At 58.7% G+C, this 19,138-nt stretch carries 17 protein-coding genes, 4 tRNA genes and 1 riboswitch; of the genes, 4 read left to right on the forward strand and 17 right to left on the reverse strand.

Going from position 1 to position 19,138, the window contains the following annotated elements:
• Both FRT59_RS27095 and FRT59_RS26680 read right to left on the reverse strand, forming a co-directional pair.
• On the reverse strand, positions 1–198 hold a 198-nt coding region (locus tag FRT59_RS27095), incomplete at its 3' end, for a hypothetical protein (protein WP_209444424.1).
• Between the two features lie 202 nt (positions 199–400).
• Positions 401–477, reverse strand: a tRNA-Arg gene (locus FRT59_RS26680).
• 325 nt (positions 478–802) lie between these two features.
• Between FRT59_RS26680 and FRT59_RS26685 the strand changes: the two genes are divergently transcribed.
• From FRT59_RS26685 to FRT59_RS26690, 3 genes are all read left to right on the forward strand, one after another.
• Positions 803–1,030 carry a hypothetical protein gene (locus FRT59_RS26685; protein WP_153872796.1) on the forward strand — a complete coding sequence of 76 codons (228 nt, stop codon included), beginning with the start codon at positions 803–805 and terminating at the stop codon, positions 1,028–1,030.
• Positions 1,031–1,041: 11 nt separating this feature from the next.
• Complete coding sequence (locus FRT59_RS27355) at positions 1,042–1,221, forward strand: PA3371 family protein (RefSeq protein WP_034119455.1); 180 nt, start codon at positions 1,042–1,044, stop codon at positions 1,219–1,221.
• A 382-nt stretch (positions 1,222–1,603) separates the two neighbouring features.
• Positions 1,604–1,930 carry an Arc family DNA-binding protein gene (locus tag FRT59_RS26690; RefSeq protein WP_003193592.1) on the forward strand — a complete coding sequence of 109 codons (327 nt, stop codon included), beginning with the start codon at positions 1,604–1,606 and terminating at the stop codon, positions 1,928–1,930.
• Positions 1,931–2,029: 99 nt separating this feature from the next.
• On the opposite strand, the gene mgtE is transcribed toward FRT59_RS26690, so the two are convergent.
• From mgtE to ltaE, 8 genes are all read right to left on the reverse strand, one after another.
• Entirely contained in the window at positions 2,030–3,472 is a 1,443-nt protein-coding gene (gene mgtE, locus FRT59_RS26695; protein WP_034119454.1) for a magnesium transporter, read from the reverse strand.
• Between the two features lie 348 nt (positions 3,473–3,820).
• Positions 3,821–3,897: transfer RNA gene (locus FRT59_RS26700), tRNA-Arg, on the reverse strand.
• Positions 3,898–3,969: 72 nt separating this feature from the next.
• Positions 3,970–4,046, reverse strand: a tRNA-Arg gene (locus FRT59_RS26705).
• Between the two features lie 108 nt (positions 4,047–4,154).
• A tRNA-Ser gene (locus FRT59_RS26710) sits at positions 4,155–4,245 on the reverse strand.
• A gap of 62 nt (positions 4,246–4,307) precedes the next feature.
• Entirely contained in the window at positions 4,308–4,496 is a 189-nt protein-coding gene (gene csrA, locus FRT59_RS26715; RefSeq protein ID WP_003175645.1) for a carbon storage regulator CsrA, read from the reverse strand.
• Between the two features lie 174 nt (positions 4,497–4,670).
• Positions 4,671–5,912 (reverse strand): aspartate kinase, encoded by a 1,242-nt coding sequence (locus FRT59_RS26720; protein WP_153839981.1) that lies wholly within the window; start codon positions 5,910–5,912, stop codon positions 4,671–4,673.
• 95 nt (positions 5,913–6,007) lie between these two features.
• On the reverse strand, positions 6,008–8,626 hold the full coding sequence (alaS, locus tag FRT59_RS26725; RefSeq protein WP_153872797.1) for an alanine--tRNA ligase: 2,619 nt from the start codon (positions 8,624–8,626) through the stop codon (positions 6,008–6,010).
• Between the two features lie 146 nt (positions 8,627–8,772).
• Positions 8,773–9,777 carry a low-specificity L-threonine aldolase gene (gene ltaE / locus FRT59_RS26730; RefSeq protein WP_153872798.1) on the reverse strand — a complete coding sequence of 335 codons (1,005 nt, stop codon included), beginning with the start codon at positions 9,775–9,777 and terminating at the stop codon, positions 8,773–8,775.
• A gap of 191 nt (positions 9,778–9,968) precedes the next feature.
• A riboswitch (FMN riboswitch) is annotated at positions 9,969–10,138 on the forward strand.
• A gap of 113 nt (positions 10,139–10,251) precedes the next feature.
• On the opposite strand from ltaE, the gene FRT59_RS26735 reads away from it, so the two are divergent.
• Complete coding sequence (locus FRT59_RS26735; protein WP_034119450.1) at positions 10,252–10,761, forward strand: 6,7-dimethyl-8-ribityllumazine synthase; 510 nt, start codon at positions 10,252–10,254, stop codon at positions 10,759–10,761.
• A gap of 70 nt (positions 10,762–10,831) precedes the next feature.
• Here FRT59_RS26735 and astE read toward each other — a convergent pair whose 3' ends face one another.
• The 7 genes from astE to FRT59_RS26770 form a co-directional block, all read right to left on the reverse strand.
• A complete protein-coding gene (gene astE / locus FRT59_RS26740) occupies positions 10,832–11,836 on the reverse strand; it encodes a succinylglutamate desuccinylase (RefSeq protein ID WP_034119449.1) in 1,005 nt (334 codons plus the stop codon).
• A gap of 11 nt (positions 11,837–11,847) precedes the next feature.
• A complete protein-coding gene (locus tag FRT59_RS26745; RefSeq protein WP_003214319.1) occupies positions 11,848–12,138 on the reverse strand; it encodes a hypothetical protein in 291 nt (96 codons plus the stop codon).
• Positions 12,139–12,177: 39 nt separating this feature from the next.
• Positions 12,178–13,524, reverse strand: coding sequence for an N-succinylarginine dihydrolase (astB, locus tag FRT59_RS26750; protein WP_034119448.1), 1,347 nt, complete (start codon positions 13,522–13,524; stop codon positions 12,178–12,180).
• A 155-nt stretch (positions 13,525–13,679) separates the two neighbouring features.
• Positions 13,680–15,149, reverse strand: a complete 1,470-nt coding sequence (astD, locus tag FRT59_RS26755) for a succinylglutamate-semialdehyde dehydrogenase (RefSeq protein WP_198809883.1) — start codon at positions 15,147–15,149, stop codon at positions 13,680–13,682.
• Positions 15,146–16,171 (reverse strand): arginine N-succinyltransferase, encoded by a 1,026-nt coding sequence (gene astA, locus FRT59_RS26760; RefSeq protein WP_003193612.1) that lies wholly within the window; start codon positions 16,169–16,171, stop codon positions 15,146–15,148. Before astA ends, astD begins: the two co-directional genes overlap by 4 nt.
• 53 nt (positions 16,172–16,224) lie before the next feature.
• Positions 16,225–17,244 (reverse strand): arginine/ornithine succinyltransferase subunit alpha, encoded by a 1,020-nt coding sequence (aruF, locus tag FRT59_RS26765; protein ID WP_034119446.1) that lies wholly within the window; start codon positions 17,242–17,244, stop codon positions 16,225–16,227.
• 198 nt (positions 17,245–17,442) lie between these two features.
• On the reverse strand, positions 17,443–18,663 hold the full coding sequence (locus FRT59_RS26770) for an aspartate aminotransferase family protein (protein WP_034119445.1): 1,221 nt from the start codon (positions 18,661–18,663) through the stop codon (positions 17,443–17,445).
• Positions 18,664–19,138: the final 475 nt, after the last annotated feature.

A 19,138-nucleotide genomic window follows, 5' to 3' on the forward strand; every position in this document is an offset into this window, starting at 1 on the left:
AGGCGCGCATTCTACAGCAGCCTCATTTGCTGTCAAGTGATTATTTTCAGAAGCTTTCGAAGATTTCTTCAACAACTTCAACCACTTGCGCTTCTGATCTCTCATCAGCGGGAGGCGAATTCTACAGGTATTGGCAGCAGCGTCAAGCCCAAAAATCAAAAAAGATGACAGATGTATTCGAGCTGGTAAGCCCCCCATGTATCGCCTCTTCTATATATAGGAGAACCTCTACGACCAAGAGCGCGAAGACCCCGAATCATCCTCACGCAAAAGAGCGGCACCACGACAACTCCCAACAATCGAGAAAAACCGATTCGGACCTGGGAGAGCAAGGAAAGAGGAAATCGCGACTGACTTTTGAGATAGAGCGCATAACGGCAAGCAACGCGCCCAGCAAAGATGGTGTCCCAGGGCCGGTTCGAACGGCCAACCTTCCCCTTAGGAGGGGGATGCTCTATCCAATTGAGCTACTGGGACAAATGTAAACGACCAACCTGAATGGGCCAGCGATAGACGGCGTGCATCTTAACGGCCAAGGCTGATTTTGTCATGTCGTCCTTAGGCATTTTGGTTGTAGGCCAATCACTGCGAACACATTCACCACCTCCCCCCGCAGATCCGGACATTTGACACCATCGTGCAAATTGCATTACCGCCAAAATGCCACCATTGCAAACTGCAATCTACAAGAACCTCAAAACAAATCTAACCCGTTGATTTTATTGCCACAATAGATTGGCACGGCATCTGCAATATCATCTCTATAAAACCAACTGATCCAAGCACCACGGAGAACATGACCATGAACAGCGCCCTTCTATTTACCCTCAATGCTGTGGCGTTGACCGCGCTGGTAATGTTTCATTTTCAACCGACCAATACTGAAGATACCGCACAGCTCAATCAGCCAGTTCCACACCACTTGCAACAGCGCCCCCAACTGGCAGTGCTGAACGCCAAGCCGCAGTCACCTACTCGCGTAGCCCAAGACGCGCAGATTGCACCCGCATCCGAGCATTGGGTTTTCTAAGAGAGCTATTCATGTCCAAACCCGCCTGGCTTTTTCTTTGCCTGACCCTCATGACAGCATCCCTGGGCCTAAGTACTACCTCCCAAAGGGTTCAAACCACAGCCTTTATCGTCAGCGCTGTGTTTGGCAGCCTGCTAATGCTCACGCTCATCGCGGGCCGCAAAATTAAATTCGATCCCGTACTTCGCTAAAACCTCTCCCCCTACCTTATGTCGCCTGACGCAAGCAAATCAGCAAATTGCCACTACTCTTAAGAATGAGGGCAAAAGGCCACATTGCTACAGGATGTGTGCCCCTCAACCCGGTTGCAGCGCAGGCTTGCGTGTAGATCGACGTTCCGCGGCCCAGCGGGAAAAGTTTTTCGACCAGTCCGCAAAAATGCAAATCAGTACTGGCATAAAGCCTTTAGGCGGTTCAATATTTGTCACAGAATTGACGCCAATCAAATGTCAAATCTGAGGCATGATGCGACCTCTTTGCAATTCGGGTTGAACTTTGGTCGTGAGCCTTGTCTTAACACTCATCTTGCGGCCAATTCCAAAAACCGCTCCCCTGAACTAACCGGTTAAATATATGCGCCCATTGAAACAGGCAATTTATTCCAGCCGTACGGCTGACAAGTTCGTCGTACGTCTGCCAGACGGAATGCGGGAACGCATTGCCGAGGTGGCTCGCAATCATCACCGCAGCATGAACTCCGAAATCATCGCGCGCCTGGAACAGAGCCTTATTCAGGAAGGCGCCTTGGGTGAAGAGTTGAGCATGCGCCTGGACAGCCCCGAGCTGTCACTGCACGAACGCGAACTGCTGCAGCGTTTTCGTCAGCTCTCTCACCGCCAGCAAAATGCTCTCGTCTCGCTTATCGCCCACGACGTTGAGGCGGCCGCAGAAGCCAATTAATCTGCCATTGAAAGCCGAAGCCAGCATAACGCTGGCTTTTTTTCGTCTGAAGATTGGGAAAGGAAAACATGGCGGGGTGAGATCCCCCGCCGAAAGGGATTACAGGAGGAAGATCGTCGCCAACCCCAGGAAGATGAAGAAACCACCACTGTCGGTCATGGCTGTGATCATCACACTGGCCCCCATGGCAGGATCGCGACCAAGGCGTGCCAGGGTCATCGGGATCAGCACCCCCATCAGGGCAGCCAATAGCAGATTGAGGGTCATGGCAGCCGTCATAACCACGCCCAGCGACCAACTACCATACAACAAGTAGGCCACCACACCGATCACGCCGCCCCACACCAGGCCGTTGATCAGGCCCACGGCCAACTCTTTGCGCAACAATCGCGAAGAATTGGCGGTACTCACCTGATCCAGCGCCATCGCGCGCACGATCATGGTAATGGTCTGGTTACCAGAGTTGCCGCCGATACCGGCGACAATCGGCATAAGCGCCGCCAACGCCACCAGTTTTTCGATAGAACCTTCGAACAGACCGATCACGCGCGAGGCGATGAAGGCAGTGATCAGATTGATTGCCAGCCAGGCCCAACGGTTGTGCAGAGAACGCCAGACCGACGCAAAAATATCTTCCTCTTCACGCAAACCTGCCATGTTGAGGACTTCAGTCTCACTCTCCTCACGAATCAAGTCGACCATTTCGTCGATGGTCAAACGGCCTATCAGCTTACCGTTCTTGTCGACCACCGGTGCCGAGATCAAGTCATAACGCTCAAATGCCTGCGCTGCTTCGTAAGCATCTTCATCCGGGTGGAAACTGACGGTATCGCTGGCCATCAAATCTGCGACTTTCTTATCGGGGTCATTGACCAGCAGGCGCTTGATCGGCAGAACGCCCTTGAGAATCCCCTCGTAGTCGACCACAAACAGCTTGTCGGTATGGCCCGGCAGTTCTTTAAGGCGACGCAGGTAACGCAGTACCACTTCCAGGCTGACGTCTTCGCGGATGGTAACCATCTCGAAGTCCATCAGCGCGCCAACCTGGTCCTCGTCGTAAGACAGCGCCGAACGCACGCGCTCACGCTGCTGCGTGTCGAGCGCCTCCATCAACTCATGGACAACGTCACGGGGCAGCTCAGGGGCGAGGTCGGCAAGTTCGTCTGCATCCATCTCCTTGGCGGCAGCCAGGAGCTCATGATCGTCCATGTCGGCGATCAGGGTTTCACGGACGGAGTCAGATACTTCCAGAAGGATATCGCCGTCGCGATCAGCCTTGACCAACTGCCAAAGGGTCAGTCGATCATCCAATGGCAAGGCTTCGAGGATATAAGCAACGTCGGCGGAGTGCAGGTCATCGAGCTTGCGTTGCAACTCGACGAGGTTTTGCCGGTGTACCAGGTTTTCAACACGGTCGTGGTTCGGACCGTCCTGGCGATGCGTGAGGTCTTCGACCACGCGCTGGCGCTGCAGCAGCTCGATGACTTGAGCCAGGCGATCCTGCAGGCTTTCTTGAGTTTTCTTTACTTCTACTTCGGTCATAGGCGAACTCCACTCCCAGCAGCGGGGCACGCCGGAAGGATCAATCAGTCAATTCATGATTGGTAAAACGGGGTACTGAATCACTACTGGGTAAGTCCATGGAGGTATTCCATAAGCCCCGGCGGGGCTGACGGGCGCATGATACACCGCCCGGACGCTTTAAACGTTAAAAAACTGGAAAGAACAAGCGCTTGCGTGCAAAAGCTCAGCATTGGCTACATCTATGAAGTGCGACGACACAGCCGGAAGGGAAAACACATGAACGGGAGAAAAAGATCGAGCCCAGGATAACGCCTACACAAACCCCAGACGGCAAAAAGCCCGCACTAGGCGGGCTTTTTGTTTGTATGGTGCACTCGACAGGATTCGAACCTGTGACCGCTCGGTTCGTAGCCGAGTACTCTATCCAGCTGAGCTACGAGTGCAGATTGTGTTTTTAGACCAGATCACAACTGGTTGAAGCCGAGCTACCTGCATCACTGCAACTAACTCTTAAATGGTGCACTCGACAGGATTCGAACCTGTGACCGCTCGGTTCGTAGCCGAGTACTCTATCCAGCTGAGCTACGAGTGCATTTGTTGCCGCGCATTATAGGCCGTTCAATCTCTATGTAAAGCTATTTTTTCGAGTATTTTCAACAACTTACCGAAAAAACCAGATTGCAACGTACTAAGCAAATAATGGCGGAGAACGGGGGATTCGAACCCCCGACACCCTTTTGAGGTGTACTCCCTTAGCAGGGGAGCGCCTTCGGCCACTCGGCCAGCTCTCCGCAACACGGGGCGTATATTAACCACGTTCATCCCCGTTTGCAAACATAAAAAACGATAAAAATTAAAGGCTTGGTTCTTCGTCCTTCTCTTTCTTGATCCGCAGGTAGATTTCCTCGCGGTGGACCGCTACCTCTTTCGGAGCGTTAACCCCAATACGCACTTGATTGCCTTTGACGCCGAGCACGGTCACGGTGATTTCGCCATCACCGATAATCAGGCTTTCTGCGCAACGACGAGTCAGAATCAGCATGCCTTTCTCCTCACGCATTTCAGTTCAGGAACAACAGTCTGCAAAAAAAAGGCATTCGACCTACAACCAAAAGGTCGTAGCCCTACCCGCCTAAGTATTGTCGAGCCCACGCAAAAGAACATGCGCCCCACAAAAAATGAAAGGCGCGGTAAACCGCGCCTTCCTGGCAACACATCACTCTCCCTGTCGGGCCGGAGCGTCCAGCTCGAAAGCGGTATGCAGCGCGCGCACAGCCAGTTCCAGATACTTCTCTTCGATCACCACCGAGACTTTGATTTCCGACGTGGAAATCATCTGGATGTTGATACCTTCCTTGGCCAGAGCCCCGAACATGCGGCTGGCAACGCCTGCATGGGAACGCATGCCTACACCCACGATCGACACCTTGGCAATCTTGGTATCGCCGACCACTTCGCGAGCACCGATCTGGCTTGCGGTGTTCTCCAGGATCTTGTGAGCAGCATCGTACTCGTTGCGATGCACGGTGAAGGTGAAATCGGTGGTGTTATCGTGCGAAACGTTCTGCACGATCATGTCGACTTCAACGTTCGCGTCGCTGACAGGCCCGAGAATCTTGAAGGCCACGCCTGGGGTGTCTGGCACGCCACGGATGGTCAGCTTGGCTTCATCACGATTGAACGCGATGCCGGAAATGATCGGCTGTTCCATGGATTCCTCTTCATCAATAGTAATGAGGGTGCCCGGACCCTCTTTGAAGCTGTGCAATACGCGCAGCGGAACGTTGTACTTGCCGGCGAATTCCACCGCACGGATCTGCAACACCTTCGAACCGAGGCTGGCCATTTCCAGCATCTCTTCAAAGGTAATCTTGTCAAGGCGTTGGGCCACGGGCACAACGCGTGGGTCAGTGGTGTAGACGCCATCCACATCGGTGTAGATCTGGCATTCATCCGCCTTGAGAGCTGCAGCCAGCGCGACACCGGTGGTGTCCGATCCGCCACGCCCGAGGGTAGTGATGTTGCCCTGCTCGTCCACACCCTGGAAGCCTGCTACAACTACCACGCGCCCTGCTTTCAGATCAGTACGAATTTTCTGATCATCAATTTGCAGGATGCGCGCCTTGGTATGCGCGCTGTCTGTAAGAATGCGCACTTGGCTACCAGTGTAGGACACGGCAGGCACACCACGCTTGTTCAGCGCCATAGCCAACAGCGCAATGGTCACCTGCTCGCCCGTGGACACGATCACATCCAACTCACGCGGCAGCGGCTGTTGATCACCACTGATGGCTTTGGCCAGGTCGATCAGGCGATTGGTCTCGCCACTCATGGCCGACAGCACCACTACCAGGTCATCGCCGGCATCGCGGAACTTCTTAACCTTGTCGGCGACCTGCTCGATTCTTTCGACAGAACCGACCGAGGTGCCTCCAAATTTCTGTACGATCAAAGCCATTTCCAAGCCGCCTCAGCCCGTAAAGGGGCGCCTAATATCCAATCAACCCGCACTGAACCCGCCCGTGACCAGGCCACGGGCTAATTAACAGTGCCTTAAATACCTGCCTCGACAAACGGCACGGTCAAGGCCAGGGCCGCATCCAGGGCACCGGCATCTACACCACCGCCTTGCGCCATGTCCGGACGACCACCGCCCTTGCCGCCCACTGTCGCAGCGGCTTGCTTCATCAAATCACCGGCTTTGAGTTGGCCAGTCAGGTCCTTGGTTACACCGGCAACCAGAACGACCTTATCCTCATGGACACTGCCGAGCAGGATCACTGCGCGGCCGAGCTTGTTCTTCAACTGATCGACCAAGGCCAACAGCGCCTTGCCATCCTGACCGTCCAGGCGCGCCGCCAGGACTTTCACGTCCTTGACGTCCACGGCCGAAGCCGACAGGTCGTCACCTGCAGCGCTGGCCGCCTTGGCCTGCAACTGCTCCAACTGTTTCTCGAGTGCGCGGTTGCGCTCCAGCACTGCGGACAGCTTGTCGATCAGGTTGTCGCGGCTGCCCTTGACCAGGGTGGCCGCTTCCTTGAGTTGTTCTTCAGCCGCATTGAGGTAGGCCAGGGCCGCAGCACCGGTCACCGCCTCGATACGCCGCACACCGGACGCCACGCCACCTTCGCTGACGATTTTCAACAGCGCGATGTCGCCGGTACGGTTGGCGTGGATACCACCACACAGCTCCACCGAGAAGTCGCCGCCCATGCTCAGTACGCGCACGCTGTCGCCGTACTTCTCACCGAACAGTGCCATGGCGCCTTTGGCCTTGGCGGTCTCGATATCGGTTTCTTCGGTTTGCACCGCAGTGTTCTTGCGAATCTCGGCGTTGACGATGTCTTCCAGGGCCTTGATCTGCTCAGGCTTGATCGCTTCGAAGTGACTGAAGTCAAAACGCAGGCGCTGACTGTCGACCAACGAACCCTTCTGCTGAACGTGCTCGCCCAGTACCTGGCGCAGCGCGGCGTGCAGCAAGTGGGTGGCCGAGTGGTTCAGCGCGGTGGCGTGACGCACGTCGGCGTCTACCTGGGTTTCCACTGGCGAGCCGACGGTCAGGCTGCCCGAGGCCAATACACCGTGGTGCAGAAACGCGCCGCCGGTCTTGGTGGTGTCGCGCACATCAAAACGACCGGAAGTCGCCTTGAGGAAGCCGCAATCACCAATCTGACCGCCAGACTCAGCGTAGAACGGGGTCTGGTCCAGCACCACCACGCCATCATCGCCTTCATTCAAGACGTCGACCGACTGGCCGTCTTTATACAGGGCGACCACTTTAGCTGTACCGCTGGTGGCCTTGTAGCCGGTGAACTCAGTGGCAACGTCAACCTTGACCAGGCTGTTGTAGTCCATGCCGAAGGAGCTGGCGGAGCGCGCGCGTACACGCTGGGCTTCCATCTCACGCTCGAAACCTTCCTCGTCGAGGGTCAGGTTGCGCTCACGGGCGATGTCGCCGGTCAGGTCCATCGGGAAACCGTAGGTATCGTAGAGCTTGAACACCACGTCGCCCGGCACCACGGTGCCCTGCAGGTTGGCGAGGTCTTGCTCGAGGATTTTCAGACCTTGTTCAAGAGTCTTGGCGAACTGCTCTTCTTCAGCTTTCAGTACGCGCTCGATGTGCGCCTGGTTCTGCTTGAGTTCCGGGAAGGCTTCGCCCATCTCGGCGACCAGGGCCGCAACGATCTGGTAGAAGAAGCTGCCATTGGCGCCCAGCTTGTTACCGTGACGGCAAGCGCGACGGATGATGCGACGCAGCACGTAGCCACGGCCTTCATTGGAAGGCAGCACGCCGTCGGCAATCAGGAAACCGCAAGAGCGGATGTGGTCAGCCACCACTTTGAGCGACGCCTGATCCTCATTGGCACAACCGATGGCCTTGGCCGCGGCAGCCAGCAGGCTCTGGAACAGGTCGATTTCATAGTTGGAATGCACGTGCTGCATCACCGCACTGATCCGCTCCAGGCCCATGCCCGTGTCTACCGACGGCGCCGGCAGCGGATGCAACACACCATCGGCGGTGCGGTTGAACTGCATGAACACGTTGTTCCAGATTTCGATGTAGCGGTCGCCGTCTTCTTCCGGCGAGCCCGGTGGGCCACCCCAGATGTCGGCGCCGTGATCGTAGAAAATCTCGGTGCAAGGGCCGCAGGGGCCAGTGTCGCCCATGGTCCAGAAGTTGTCGGAGGCGTACGGCGCGCCTTTGTTATCGCCGATGCGCACCATGCGCTCAGGCGGCACACCGACCTGCTTGGTCCAGATATCGTAGGCTTCGTCATCGCTGGCGTAGACGGTGACCCAGAGTTTTTCCTCAGGCAGCTTCAATACGCCGGTAAGGAAGGACCAGGCGAAGTTGATCGCATCCTGCTTGAAATAATCGCCAAAGCTGAAGTTGCCGAGCATTTCGAAAAAGGTGTGGTGACGGGCGGTATAGCCGACGTTTTCCAAGTCGTTGTGCTTACCACCGGCGCGTACGCACTTCTGGCTACTGACTGCGCGGGTGTAGGCGCGCTTTTCCTGGCCCAGGAAGCAGTCCTTGAACTGGTTCATCCCCGCGTTAGTGAACAGCAGGGTTGGGTCATTGCCTGGGATCAAGGAGCTGGAGGCTACACGGGTGTGGCCTTGCTCTTCGAAGAAGCGAAGGAAGGCTTCACGGATTTCTGCGCTTTTCATTAGGTTCTTCCACGGAGGCTGCGGCCAAAGGCCAGTGCGCAACATCATCAGACGGAGCGACGGCAAAGGGCCGCATTATATCGGCCCTTTGCCGGTGGTACAGCGTGTTTATGTGATAGAAACAGTCAATTAGACGGTCTGCACTGTCATTTTCGCGAAAACTCGACGAATGTCTGGACGACTTGCTCGATCTGCGCCCGGCTGACGTCCAGGTGGGTGACCATACGCAGACGCGGCGCGGCGCTCAACTTGACCCCGCGCTCGGCGGCAAAGGCTTTCAGGGCCTGCGCCTGGTCACCGATCTTCACGTAGACCATATTGGTCTGCACCGGCTCCACGGTGTAACCGACCTTGCGCAGTTCATCCCCCAACCATTGCGCGTTGGCATGGTCGTCAGCCAAGCGCTGCACCTGATGATCCAGGGCATACAAGCCCGCCGCCGCCAGGGAGCCGGCCTGACGCATGCCTCCGCCGACCATCTTGCGCAGGCGCCGCGCCTTGGCGATCAGCGCCGTAGAGCCGCATAACACCGAGCCGACCGGCGCACCGAGGCCCTTGGACAGGCACACCGATACCGAATCGAAATGCTGGGCAATCTCCCGCACATCCACACCCAGCTTGACTGCCGCGTTGTAGATCCGCGCGCCGTCCAGGTGCAGGGCCAGGCCGTGCTCACGGGTGAACGCACGGGCTTTCGCCAGGTAATCCAGCGGCAGCACTTTGCCTTGCATGGTGTTTTCCAGCGCCAGCAGGCGGGTGCGGGCGAAGTGGAAGTCGTCAGGCTTGATGGCTTCGAGCACCTGCTTCAGGTCGAGGGAGCCGTCCGCCTGTACTTCCAGGGGTTGTGGCTGGATCGACCCCAGCACCGCCGCCCCGCCGCCTTCGTATTTGTAGGTGTGGGCCTGTTGGCCGACGATGTATTCCTCGCCGCGCTCACAGTGAGCCATCAACGCCAGCAGGTTGCTCATGGTGCCGGTGGGCACGAACAACGCGGCGGCAAAGCCCAGGCGCTTGGCCAGCTCGGCCTCCAGGCGGTTGACGCTGGGGTCTTCCCCGTAAACGTCATCACCACTGGCGGCACTGGCCATCGCGTCGAGCATGCCGGGGGTAGGTTGTGTCACGGTGTCGCTGCGCAGGTCGATCACGGTCATGAAGGGGGGCCTCTAACGGAATGGGTAAGTCCTTTTGTGAGTGATTACTGCGGGCAAAGCCGCGGAATATCAAGCCCCACCTAGATCCAATCGAATACCAACCAAACAAACCGATATAGGTTATCGATACGGCAACCGTGCAGTTTTTGAAAAACCATGTTAAAAACTCTCCGCCGCCAGGGTTCTGGCGGCAACGTTCTCAGGGCGGGGTGTAACTCCCCACCGGCGGTAATTGCACGCAATGTGCATAGCCCGCGAGCGCTTGGCGCCTCGAACTGCTCACGCGGGACGGCGACAAGGTCAGCAGACCCGGTGTGATCCCGGGGCCGACGGTCATAGTCCGGATGAAGAGAGAACGGGATTGGCACCTAAGGGCCGCGCGCCGGGTTCATGCTTGCATGACACAGCGTTTCGTACCCTTAAATCCCATTCGATTCATAACGCCCTGTTTTTTTCTTAAACAGGAGTCAGAACATGCAACCCACCGCAATCGACAGCAAAAGCAAAAACCATCACGGCGAGCGCGTCGCGTTTGTCCAGGCCTGCTGGCACAAGGATATTGTCGACCAATCGCGCAAAGGCTTCCTCGCCGAAATGATCGCCCAGGGCTACCAGGAATCGGACATCGATTTCTTCGAAGTCGGCGGCGCCTTTGAACTGCCCCTGCACGCCAAGCTGCTGGCCAAGACCGGCCGTTACGCCGGCATCGTGGCCGCCGCGCTGGTGGTGGACGGCGGCATCTACCGTCACGAGTTCGTCGCCCAATCGGTGGTCAGCGGCCTGATGCAGGTGCAGCTGGAAACTGAAGTGCCGGTGTTCTCGGTGTCCCTGACGCCGCACCACTTCCATGCCGGCAGCGAACACACCACGTTCTTCTACGAGCACTTCGTGCATAAGGGCCAGGAAGCTGCGCGTACGTGCGCCGACACCCTGCATAAGGTGCGCGCGATCCGCCGTAGCGAGCCACGGGCTGTAGCGGTTTAAGCAACACTGCAAAACCAATGTGGGAGGGGGCTTGCCCCCTCCCACATTTGGATCCTGTTAAGGCTCGGATCTACGCCAGCCCGGCCTCCGTGGTCGGCACAATCAATATCCCCGCCCGCAAGCCATTCTTGACCTTCGGGTTCGGGAAGATAATGCGCGCGCCCTCCTCCTCGATCACCCAACGCGACTTGGCCACATCTTCGGCCAGCAGATAACCTTTTTCCAACTCCGAAAAGTTTTCCACATCCGCGGGCAGGTGCATCAGGAAGGCATCACTGTGCTTGATAACCTCACGAGACACGGCAAACAGTTGCAGGCCATCCAGGCTTTCAGTTTCCGGTTCGCTGCCCTCGATGATCTGCTTCAGGCGTGTTTCCAGGCGGGACACGTCCACGCCTTGGTTCTGCCCGAAAGGCCGCGCCTTACCCAACTCGAGGGTGAAAGCTTCCGCCTCCAGCTGTTCGTAGGTAAACGCGGTGAAGGTGATCGAGGTTTTGTTCTGCAGCAGCACCGCTTGCATGCCGGCAGCGTTCAAGCGCGCCAGCTCATGGCGCGAATGCTGGCGCCCCTCCTTCCAAGGGTACAGCGCAAACTGCTCGATCTTCGAACCGCGAATGGCGGTATGCAGGTCGTAATGCAGGCGCGAGCGGCCAGGTAGGCTGAAGAAGCTGCGGGCCAGCTGTTCAAGCTCCGCAGCGCGCATGGCTTCGGGGCCGATGTTTTGTTCATGCCGGCCATTGAACAGCCGGTTGATGTCCAGTTCGAGGTAACGCTCACCGCGGCGCATGGCCTCGGGGTTACCGAACAGGAACAGAATACGGGTACGGGGCTTGATCTCACCGCGGGCGATGCCATGCAACAGGCGGTCGAGCAGTTCGATCGGCGCGGTTTCATTGCCATGGATGCCGGACGACAGCAGCAGGTCGCTGCCGTTGTCCCGAGCCTCAGGAGGGCGCACTTCAAGCGCACCCTCGCTGAGCCAGCGCATCTGCACGCCGTCGACAGTCAGTTGAATTTTTTGCGCCGGTTCGCGACCGGCGAGGGTCAGTTCAAGCAGTTTGCCGAGGGCGAGCATAAGCAGCTTCCTTAGTGGTTGCAGCCAGGGCCATGGACGTGATCGTCGTCATCACCTTCAACGTCGGCCGGTTCCATTTCCAGTTGCAGGCTCATCAGGTTGGTCGCCAATGGGCGCATCAGCAGGTTGGCGTATTCAGCATCGCCCTCTTCCACATCCACACCGATCAGCAGCTGGCCACGGCCGTCGTGCTGGATCCAGATCTCCTTGCCCTGCCAGACCACGGCAACGCGAGTGCAGGAAGTTTCCAGCTGGGTACCGTCGGTGTCTTCAAGGATCAGTTTCAGGGTGTCGGTGGTCATAAAATAACTCTCAGCCATAGGGTGTAAAAAGAGGTGGCGTTAATTGATCTGGAAAGGATAAACCGAGCCCAGTTTAAGGATTTGCGTCAGTTCATCCAGTGCCGTCCGGCACTCAAGCAGCAACTGCGGGTCAGCCAGGTCGGTTTCACGCAGGCTGTCGCGGTAGTGTTTGTCGACCCATTGGGTCAGCGTGTCGTACAACGGCGCGGTCATGATAACGCCTGGGTTCACCGCTGCCAGTTCGGTTTCGTTCAGCGCCACGCGCAAACGCAGGCAGGCGGGGCCACCGCCGTTCTGCATGCTTTGCTTAAGGTCGAAAACCTTGACTTCGCGGATCAGCCCGCCAGAGCTGGTCAGGCCCTGCAGGTAATGCCACACGCGCTCGTTGCTGCGGCACTCCTCCGGCACGATCAACAGCATCGAACCGTCGGGACGGGTCAGCAACTGACTGTTGAACAGGTAGGAACGCACCGCGTCTTCTACACTGACCTGGGCACGGGGCACACAGACCGACTGGAAGTTGCCGCCCAGCGTGCCCAACTTGCCTTGCAGCTCGGCGAGCATCTGTTCGGTGTTGAGGAACGCATCCTCGTGATAGAACAGCACCTCGCCGTTGCCCACCGCGATCACGTCATTGTGAAACACGCCGGCATCGATCACCGCCGGGTTCTGCTGGGCATAGACCACGCCGTCATCCTTCAAGCCGTGCAGGCGCGCGACAGCCTGGGACGCTTCGAGGGTCTGGCGCGCCGGGTACTTCTGCGGGGCCGGGTAACGGGTGTCGAAGGCACTGCGGCCGAACACGAAGAACTCAACGCCAGCCTCGCCGTATTCGCGGCAGAAGCGGGTGTGGTTGGCCGCACCTTCATCGCCGAACTGGGCTACGGCGGGCAGCGCGGCGTGGTGGGCAAAGTGTTTCCCATCGGCAAACATCGCGCCCAGCACGCGGCTGGTGGTCGGGTGTTCGATGCTGCGGTGGTATTTGCAGTTGAGGTTGGCAGCGGTGAAATGCACGCGGCCGTCTGCGGTATCGGCGCTCGGGCTGACAGTGGCGGCGTTGGCCACCCACATGCTGGATGCCGAGCAACTGGCTACCAGCAAAGGCATGGCCTGCTTGGCCGCTTGCTGGATCACCTGAGCGTCGCTGCCGCTGAAACCGAGGTTGCGCAAGGCGGCCACATCAGGACGTTCCTGGGGCGCCAACACACCTTGCACAAAGCCCATGTCCATCAGCGCTTTCATTTTCTGAAGGCCCTGCAACGCCGCTTCCTTCGGGTTTGAAGACTGCTGGCTGTTGCTCTGGGATGCGACGTTGCCGTAGGACAAACCGCCGTAGTTATGGGTCGGCCCCACTAGACCGTCAAAATTGACTTCATAGGATTTCATCGGCGAGGCTCCACGAACATCTGTTTTTATAGGCATCAAAAGTCTTCAACACACCACAAATCCAGTGTGGGAGGGGGCTTGCTCCCGATAGCGGTGATCAGTCACCTGATTAATCAACTGACAGAAAGCTATCGGGAGCAAGCCCCCTCCCACATTTAGATCAGCGTAATGCCGGGGGTTAGCGTAGCTGGAACCACCAAACTCGGGGTCTCAAGCGAGGCCACCGGGTACGCGCAATAATCCGCCGCGTAATAGGCACTGGCGCGATGGTTACCCGACGCTCCTACCCCACCGAACGGCGCGGTGCTGGCAGCGCCGGTCAGTTGCTTGTTCCAGTTGACGATACCGGCGCGGCTTTCCAGCCAGAACTGCTGGTAACGCGCTTCGGAGTCCGACAACAAACCGGCGGCCAGACCGTATTGGGTGTTGTTGGCCTCGGCGATTGCCGAGGCAAAATCAGCGTAACGGATCACCTGCAACAGCGGGCCGAACAGCTCTTCATCTTCACGCTCGGTCACTGCGGTCACGTCGATGATGCCAGGGGTCAACAAGGCCGCCTGGGCCTGAGGCTGAGTCATTTCCAGCAGCGCCACGGCGCCATTGGCCAACATCAGCTCCTGAGCCTCCATCAGCGCTTTGGCCGCGCCGAGGGAAATCACCGAGCCCATGAAAGGCGCTGGTTGCTGGTCAAATGCGCCTACTTCAATCGTGGCGCTGACCGCTACCAGGCGCGCCAGCAATGCATCACCCCAGGCACCTTCCGGCACCAACAAGCGACGGGCGCAAGTGCAACGCTGGCCAGCCGAGATAAACGCAGACTGGATGATGGTGTAGACCGCCGCATCCACATCGGCCACCTCGTCCACGACCAGCGGGTTATTGCCGCCCATTTCCAGGGCCAGGATCTTGTCCGGGCGCCCGGAGAACTGCAGGTGCAGGTGGTTGCCGGTGCGGCTCGAACCGGTGAAGAACAAGCCGTCGATGCCTGGGTTGGCCGCCAGGGCGATACCGGTTTCCCGTGCGCCTTGCAGCAGGTTCAGCACGCCCGCCGGCAAGCCGGCTTCGATCCAGCACTGCACGGTCAGCTCGGCGACTTTCGGGGTCAGCTCGCTGGGTTTGAACAGCACGGTGTTACCCGCCAGCAACGCCGGGACAATATGCCCGTTGGGCAAGTGGCCGGGGAAGTTGTATGGGCCGAACACCGCCACCACGCCATGGGGTTTATGGCGCAACACGGCGGTGGCGTCACCCAGTGGGCCACTCTTTTCGCCGGTGCGCTCGCGGTAGCTTTGCACCGAGATCGCGATCTTGTTGGCCATGCTGGTGACTTCGGTGGCCGATTCCCACAGCGGCTTGCCGGTCTCTTCGCCAATGCAGCGAGCGATTTCATCGGCGCGGCTTTTCAAGGTGGCGGCGAAGGTTTCCAGCACGCTGATGCGCTCTTCCAGCGGGCGTCTGGCCCACGCCGGGAACGCCTGGCGAGCAGCCTGCACGGCAGACTCGACCTGCTCGGTGCTGGCACCGTTGCCGGCCCACAACACTTGCTGGGTCACCGGGTTGCGCGATTCAAACAGTTCACCCTGGCCAGCCAGCCAGCTACCTGCGATATACAGCGAATTCATTATTTCGACTCCCGAGCAGCGGACAACGCAACAGCACGCACTTGATCACCCACCACCAGTTGCAGGCGCTTGGCGGTCTGCGGATCGACCACCAGTGTGCCTGCCGCCAGCCGGGCGGGAGCCGCAGTGATACGGCACTCTTCGCGCTTGCGGTTATGGATCAGGAACGGCGTAGCGTCGTCCCCCGGCGTGCCGATGGCCAACACCAGCGACTGGCTGTCGCGCACCGCACGGATTTTACTGGTCTCACACTCCACCGCCGGGCCGGCGTCGAAAATATCGACATAGCCCTGGTAGCTGAAGCCTTCGCTCTTGAGCATGCTCAGGGCCGGCTCGGTGTCCGGATGCACCTTGCCGATCACGTTGCGCGCATCTTCGGAAAGGAAGCAGCTGTACAGCGGAAACTTCGGCATCAGCTCGGCGATAAACGCCTTGTTGCCCACGCCCGTGAGGTAGTCGGCCTGGCTGAACTCCATCTTGAAGAAGTGCCGGCCCAGGCTTTCCCAGAACGGTGAACGCCCGGCGTCGTTGGACACACCGCGCATCTCGGCAATGATCTTGTTGCCGAACAGCTGCGGGAACTCAGCGATGAACAGCATGCGCGCCTTGGCCAGCATGCGGCCGTTGAGGCCGTTGCGGTAATCGGCATGCAGGAACAACGAGCACAATTCGGAATTGCCGGTGAGGTCGTTGGCCAGGAACAGCGTCGGAATCTCACGGTAGATATTCAGTTCCTGGGACGCACTGACGGTCAGGCCCACCCGGAAGTTGTACCAAGGCTCACGCAGGCCAACGGCGCCAGCAATGGCAGAAATTCCCACCACGCGGCCTTCGTCGTTTTCCAGCACGAACAGGTAGTCGGCATCGCCGCGCCCGGCTTCGCCGCGAAAGGTTTTTTCCGCCCAGCCAACCCGGTGGGTCAGGCGCTCTTCGTTGGCCGGCAAGGTGGTGAGGCCGGTGCCGGTGCTGCGCGCCAGATCAATCAGGGCCGGTAAATCGCTGCTGCGTACGGGACGAACGATCATGCTATCTCCTCAGACGGGCCGCTGTTTGGCAGCCACCCGCGAAACTCAATTCTTTAAACCGCTACCAGACGCACACTCGCGCCTTCGCCAACGCCCAGGGCTTCAGCGGCTGCCAGGTCCAGGGTCACCGGTTTGCCGGGTGCATAGTCCAGCTCCAGCATCACCGCGCGGTAATCCTGCAACTGCGCGTTGCTCACCAGGTACTGGCGACCGACACCCTTGGCCATCTCGCCGATTTTGACCGGCACCACGCGGCTCTGGGCGATCGAGCGAATGCCCGAGACCCGTGCGTGCAGCGTCGGGCCACCGTCGAAGATGTCGATGTAGTGGTCGGTCTCGAAGCCTTCACGCATCAGGATATCGAAGGTGATCTGCGCACGCGGGTGCACCTGGCCCATGGCTTCCTGGGCTTCGTCCGGCAACAGCGGCACGTAGATCGGGTAATGCGGCATCAGCTCGGCGAGGAAGGTACGGCTTTTCAGCCCACACAGGCGCTCCGCGGCGGCGTAGTTGAGGTCGAAAAAGTTACGGCCGATGGCATCCCAGAACGGCGAGTCACCGTTCTCATCGCTGTAGCCGACAATCTCGGTCACCACCGAGTCGGCAAAGCGCTCGGGGTGGCTGGCGACGAATAGCAGGCGGCCACGGGAATTGAGTTCCGACCACGGCGAACCGACCAGTGCAGGCTTCACATAGAAACTGGTGAGCAGGCTGTTGCCGGTGAGGTCGTGGCACTGGGAAAGCACGTGGATCTTGTTGTGAATCTTCAGCTCGCGGGAGGCGTGTACGAAGGTTTCGTTACGGAAGCTGTAGAACGGCTCGGAGTAACCGGCTGACGCGACGATGGCCGAGCACCCGGCGAGCTTGCCGGTCTCGGTGTCTTCGAGCACAAAGAAATAGCTCTCTTCACCGTTGAAACTCACCTCGGCCGCGAAGGAGGCTTCGCTGGCGGCGATCTTGTCGCTCAGGCGTTCCACATCATCCGGCAAGGAGGTGACACCAATCGGGCTGTCCGCAGCCAGACGCTGTACCTCGCCCAGGTCAGCCATTTGCGCGGGGCGCATCACCAGCATGGTGTCACTCCTTAACTCGAAAAACTCATAGGAAAAAATACCGGACAGGTCTGAAAACAACACCTATCCCCATGTGCGACTAATTCCAATGTGGCAGGGGGCTTGCCCCCGATAGCAGTGTGTCAGTTGATAAATCAGGTGACTGACCCACCGCTATCGGGGGCAAGCCCCCTCCCACATTTGATCCCGTCAAGCCAATCAGGCCTGGGTCAGGGTCTTCACAGCACGTTCGAAACGATCCAGGCCTTCGTTGATGTCCGCCTCTTCCACCACCAGGCTCGGGGCGAAACGCACCACGTCGGGGCCGGCTTGCAGGATCATCAGGTTTTCTTTCTCAGCCGCGTTGAACACGTCCTTGGCCTTGCCTTTGAACGCATCACTCAGTACGCAACCGATCAGCAGGCCCATGCCGCGCACTTCGGTGAAGATCCCATACTGCTTGCCGATCTGCTCCAGGCGCGCCTTGAACACGTCGTGCCTGGCGTTGACGCCGGCCAGCACTTCGGGGGTGTTGATCACGTCAATCACCGCTTCAGCGACTGCACACGCCAGCGGGTTGCCGCCGTAAGTAGTGCCATGGGTGCCGACCACCAGGTGCTTGGCCAGGTCTTCACGGGTGAGCATGGCGGCAATCGGGAAACCGCCGCCCAGGCTCTTGGCGCTGGTGAGGATATCCGGCACCACGCCGTAATGTTGGTAAGCGAACAAGTGGCCACTGCGACCCATGCCGGTCTGCACTTCGTCGAACACCAGCAACGCGTTGTTGGCATCGCACAGCTCGCGGGCACCTTGCAGGTAAGCCAGCTCGGCCGGCAGTACACCGCCCTCGCCCTGGATCGGTTCCAGCACTACGGCGCAGGTCTTGTCCGACACGGCGGCTTTCAGCGCTGCCAGGTCGTTATAAGGAACGTGGGTAATGCCGGTGATTTTAGGCCCGAAACCGTCGGAGTACTTGGACTGGCCACCGACGTTGACGGTGAACAGGGTACGGCCGTGGAAGCTGTTCAATGCGGCGATGATTTCGTACTTCTCAGTGCCGAAACGATCGAACGCCACGCGACGGGCCAGCTTGAACGCGGCCTCGTTGGCTTCGGCGCCGGAGTTGCAGAAGAACACACGCTCGGCAAAGGTGGCGTCGATCAGCTTATGGGCCAGGCGCAGGGCCGGCTCATTGGTGAACACGTTGGAGACGTGCCACAGCTTGTTGGCCTGTTCGGTCAGTGCACCGACCAGCGCCGGGTGGGCATGGCCCAATACGTTAACCGCGATGCCGCCGGCAAAGTCGATCAGCTCGCGACCGGCCTGGTCCCAAACGCGCGAACCTGCGCCACGCACGGGGATAAAGGCGGCAGGTGCGTAGTTAGGCACCATCACCTGGTCGAAATCGGCACGTTGCACCGGGGCTTGCTCAACGGACATCGGAGTCTCCTGAAGAGGAACGCCTGCCTGGAACTGGCAGGCGATGCAGGGATTGTAAGGACAGTTTTCAGCGCCACCTTGTCGCCAAGCGACAACTTCTTATAGCGCCAACCCCGGTTTTACACGGGTTTACGGCAATGCGACATATTGCGTCGCAATGGCGCAGTTTAAACGGTGTGTCACTTCAGAGGCAGAGGCACAGCCCGTTGTTTTTTCCGTACGCCCTTAACTATCTGTGGCCTTTACGCCCTTCAAGCTTGCTGTGATGAGAGTGACGCCACTCACTGAAGGATCAGCCTCGTGCCCACACCGACTTCAACCCCTATCGTCCAAAGCCTTACAGAGGCAGCCAGCAGAGTGCCCGCCGGTGCCTACACCCGCCTTGCGAAATGGCTTGGAAACGCCTCAGGCGATAAGCGCCACGCCTTGAAAAACACCCGGCTTGAATTCGCCGGTTGGCATGCAGAGGCCGACC

Source organism: Pseudomonas haemolytica, assembly GCF_009659625.1.
Classification (GTDB): Bacteria; Pseudomonadota; Gammaproteobacteria; order Pseudomonadales; family Pseudomonadaceae; genus Aquipseudomonas; species Aquipseudomonas haemolytica.